Source organism: Vibrio sp. 10N.239.312.C11, assembly GCF_041466065.1.
Taxonomy (GTDB): domain Bacteria; phylum Pseudomonadota; class Gammaproteobacteria; order Enterobacterales; family Vibrionaceae; genus Vibrio; species Vibrio tasmaniensis_A.
Window position 1 is genome coordinate 1 of the sequence record NZ_JBFSRZ010000114.1, and the last position, 3,173, is coordinate 3,173.

At 41.9% G+C, this 3,173-nt stretch carries 4 protein-coding genes; 2 read left to right on the forward strand and 2 right to left on the reverse strand.

The annotated features are described in order from the left end of the window. Window positions 1-307: 307 nt before the first annotated feature. Window positions 308-493 carry a hypothetical protein gene (locus AB6D07_RS22725; RefSeq protein ID WP_009845588.1) on the reverse strand — a complete coding sequence of 62 codons (186 nt, stop codon included), beginning with the start codon at window positions 491-493 and terminating at the stop codon, window positions 308-310. A 213-nt stretch (window positions 494-706) separates the two neighbouring features. On the opposite strand from AB6D07_RS22725, the gene yjjG reads away from it, so the two are divergent. Continuing rightward, window positions 707-1,381: a pyrimidine 5'-nucleotidase gene (gene yjjG / locus AB6D07_RS22730; protein WP_017103719.1), complete on the forward strand. Its 675-nt coding sequence runs from the start codon at window positions 707-709 to the stop codon at window positions 1,379-1,381. A 200-nt stretch (window positions 1,382-1,581) separates the two neighbouring features. Beyond that, complete coding sequence (yddG, locus tag AB6D07_RS22735) at window positions 1,582-2,514, forward strand: aromatic amino acid DMT transporter YddG (RefSeq protein WP_017103720.1); 933 nt, start codon at window positions 1,582-1,584, stop codon at window positions 2,512-2,514. A gap of 30 nt (window positions 2,515-2,544) precedes the next feature. Here yddG and AB6D07_RS22740 read toward each other — a convergent pair whose 3' ends face one another. Further along, window positions 2,545-3,069: a GGDEF domain-containing protein gene (locus AB6D07_RS22740; RefSeq protein WP_372140760.1), complete on the reverse strand. Its 525-nt coding sequence runs from the start codon at window positions 3,067-3,069 to the stop codon at window positions 2,545-2,547. Window positions 3,070-3,173: the final 104 nt, after the last annotated feature.

The window sequence follows — 3,173 nt, forward strand, 5'->3', positions numbered from 1 at the left end:
CGCGAAACGGGGTTGTTCTATCTTTAAATTTAATTACGCAACAAAGCCGATGTAAAATGCAGTAGACATTGGAAAACTCCGTTAATTATGATTTTTTAATTTCCTACATGTTGTCGGCAATCAACTGGTCGACCATTGATCTGGAACAACTTTGATTTCGAACTACCACTTTGTGATTATGTGTTGTGATAGGGCTCATATAGCAATCGTTTTTATGGTTTTCTTATGTGTTTATTGTCAGTAATGGAAAGCGAACTATTGATTGATTTAATAACAGAATTACGTTCCATGACCATGAAAGTAAAGGCTATTCACTCAACGTCGGTTCAAGTTCAGTTTGTGTCGATGGTTTGCGTGAGTCATCGTTAGCTTCAATTTGAGGTTGCTGAGACTCATCGGTATCTAAGGCGTCAGAGGTGTCTTCTGGTTGTTCATCATAATACTTAACAAGGAATGGGGTGAGCATGACGGATGACGGTAAGAAGTGCTTCATGGTACCTCCCGGTACTTAAGTGTATTTCTTGTATGGTATTGGTTTAATATGTGGCAAAATTTGCGATACATCATGACTTGTTGCTTGTTTTCTATAAATTCTTAGAACTATATTCAGGCTCACAAAATTGATAGTAGAATGCACATCTGGCCTTTGAGGCAACGAGAAAATAAATACAAGCACTGCTCAACCGCGCGAATAATAGGACATAAAATGAAGTACGATTGGATATTCTTTGATGCAGATGAAACCTTGTTCCACTTTGATGCTTTTCAAGGAATGAAGCTGATGTTCTCCCGTTTTGGCGTGGACTTTAGCGAACAGGATTATTCAGTGTATCAAGAGGTTAATTTGCCGTTATGGGTCGATTACCAAGATGGCCGTATTACGGCTGCACAACTGAAGCACGCGCGTTTTGAAAGCTGGGCAACAAAGTTAGAGACAACCACGGCAGCACTAAACAGTGCGTTTTTAGCCGCCATGGCAGACATCTGTTCTCTGCTTCCTGGTGCAAAAGAGTTGATGGAGTCGTTAAAAGGCAAAGTGAACATGGGCATCATCACCAATGGTTTCACAGAGCTGCAGTCAATCCGTTTGGAACGAACAGGAATGACAGACTACTTTGACCATGTGATCATTTCTGAGGAAGTCGGTGTCGCTAAACCAGACGCGGAAATTTTTGAGCATGCGCACAAGCTGATTGGATTGCCATCAAAGCAAAGAGTATTGATGGTCGGGGACAACCCACACTCTGATATTTTAGGTGGCTTGGATTTTGGTATTGAGACCTGTTGGTTGAACCGCCAAGAGAAAGCGACGCCAGCAGGAATTAACCCTCATTATCAGGTCAAGTCTCTGGCTGACCTGCAAGCACTTTTGTTGGCATAATTGCTAATTGCTAATTGCTAATTGCTAATTGCTAATTGCTAACTGCTTTTAGAATTTTGAGTAAATGATTGATAGCCGAGTACAGTTATGTGCTCGGCTACTTATTTTTACTCACTGCAACTTATCGATAGTGGTGTTTAAGCCTACCTTTGCTTAAGCTCGCTTTGATTACCTAATTACAATAAAGAGAAGGAAGAGGCGTGCTGAAATCTCATCGCCATAGCTGCTACGGCATTGCTGCCATTTTACTATGGAGCTGCTTAATTGCATTGTCTCGTAGTGTGTCAGAACAACTGGGCCCAATTGGTGGTGCTGCCAGTCTTTATACAGTGAGCTCACTGTTGTTAGTCTGTGTTATGGGGTTACCTAAGCTGTCGCGCTTCTCTAAATCGTATTTGATGATCGGTGGTGCCTTATTCGTTTGCTACGAAATCTTCTTGGCTCTGGCTTTAGGAATGGCAAATAGCCGACATCAAGCCTTAGAAATGGCCGTTATCAACTACCTATGGCCTGCACTAACGGTGTTGTTTGCGGTGCTGTTGAGTGACAAAAAGATCAACTGGTTGGTTTATCCAAGTATCGTCTTAGCGTTTTTTGGCGTGGCTTGGAGTATCAGCGGCGATCAGGGGCTTTCTGTCGAGCAAATCGCGGCTAATATTGCGACCAACCCTAAAACCTATTCGATGGCATTCTTCGGCGCGATTATTTGGGCGGTATATTGCAATTACACCCAACGCGTTGCTAAAGGGCAGAATGCGATTGTGCTTTTCTTTATCGCTACTGCGATCACTCTGTGGATCAAATACGCATTGAGTGATGAAACCGGCATGGTGATGACTTCAAGTGCTGCGATTGACTTAGTGCTTGCTGGGGCTTGTATGGGCGCTGGTTACGCGCTTTGGAACACGGCGATTCTAGGTGGCAACATGGTGTTTTTGGCAACCATGTCTTACTTTACGCCAATCTTCGCGACGTTACTTTCCTCGATGATTTTGGGCTTGTCATTGACCATGACGTTTTGGCAGGGCGTATGTATGGTAACTGTTGGTTCACTGGCTTGCTGGTGGGTAACCAGAGAAAAAAAGCCGACGGTTAAGGCGTCGGCTTCTAAAAATGTTCATTCTCAGTCTTAATTTGCGCTTATATATCAGTGCGGGAATTTCCTAATCTTCAATCAATATTCCATTTCTTCCTTGGTCTTTTACTTTGTAGAGTGTTTTATCTGTTTTTTGGATCAGCTCTTCATTGGTTAGATTTAAAATATCAAAGTGTGTGAATATCGCTCCACCAACCGAAAGAGTTAAGCGATCACTGCATTTAGACTTCTTGTGGCTGATATTTAAATCATGCACACCGGATAAGAGCTGAGAAGTTTTTGCTAGCAACGCGTTTTTTGTTTCACCCGTACATAAAACTAAAAACTCGTCACCGCCAAATCGGAATACCTTAAAAGATTCTGCTGAAAAATGATGTTTAAGCTGTTTTGATATGGTAACCAAAACCTCATCCCCTTTCACATGACCGTAGCAATCATTGAATTGTTTATAGTAGTCAATATCAATTAATAGTAACGCGTAGGGTTGTTCTATTTCTACAGTATCACGCCACTGTGTGATGGATTCTGCCAAGGTTAAACGGTTAAATAACTGACTGAGTGGATCTAAATTCATCAGTGTTTTGAGCGTCATTTTTTGTTCTTCAAGTTGTTTCTTTTGCTGCTTATTCTGAAGATCAATGGGGCTTTGTTGCGTAATTCAATGGAACTAAATCAAGAACCTACGATCTGATCAGC

What these genes read in the sequence shown, in the direction of transcription:
- AB6D07_RS22725 (WP_009845588.1), bottom strand. Translation starts at nt 493, where the DNA reads ATGAAGCACTTCTTACCGTCATCCGTCATGCTCACCCCATTCCTTGTT.
- yjjG (WP_017103719.1), top strand. Translation starts at nt 707, where the DNA reads ATGAAGTACGATTGGATATTCTTTGATGCAGATGAAACCTTGTTCCAC.
- AB6D07_RS22740 (WP_372140760.1), bottom strand. Translation starts at nt 3,069, where the DNA reads ATGACGCTCAAAACACTGATGAATTTAGATCCACTCAGTCAGTTATTT.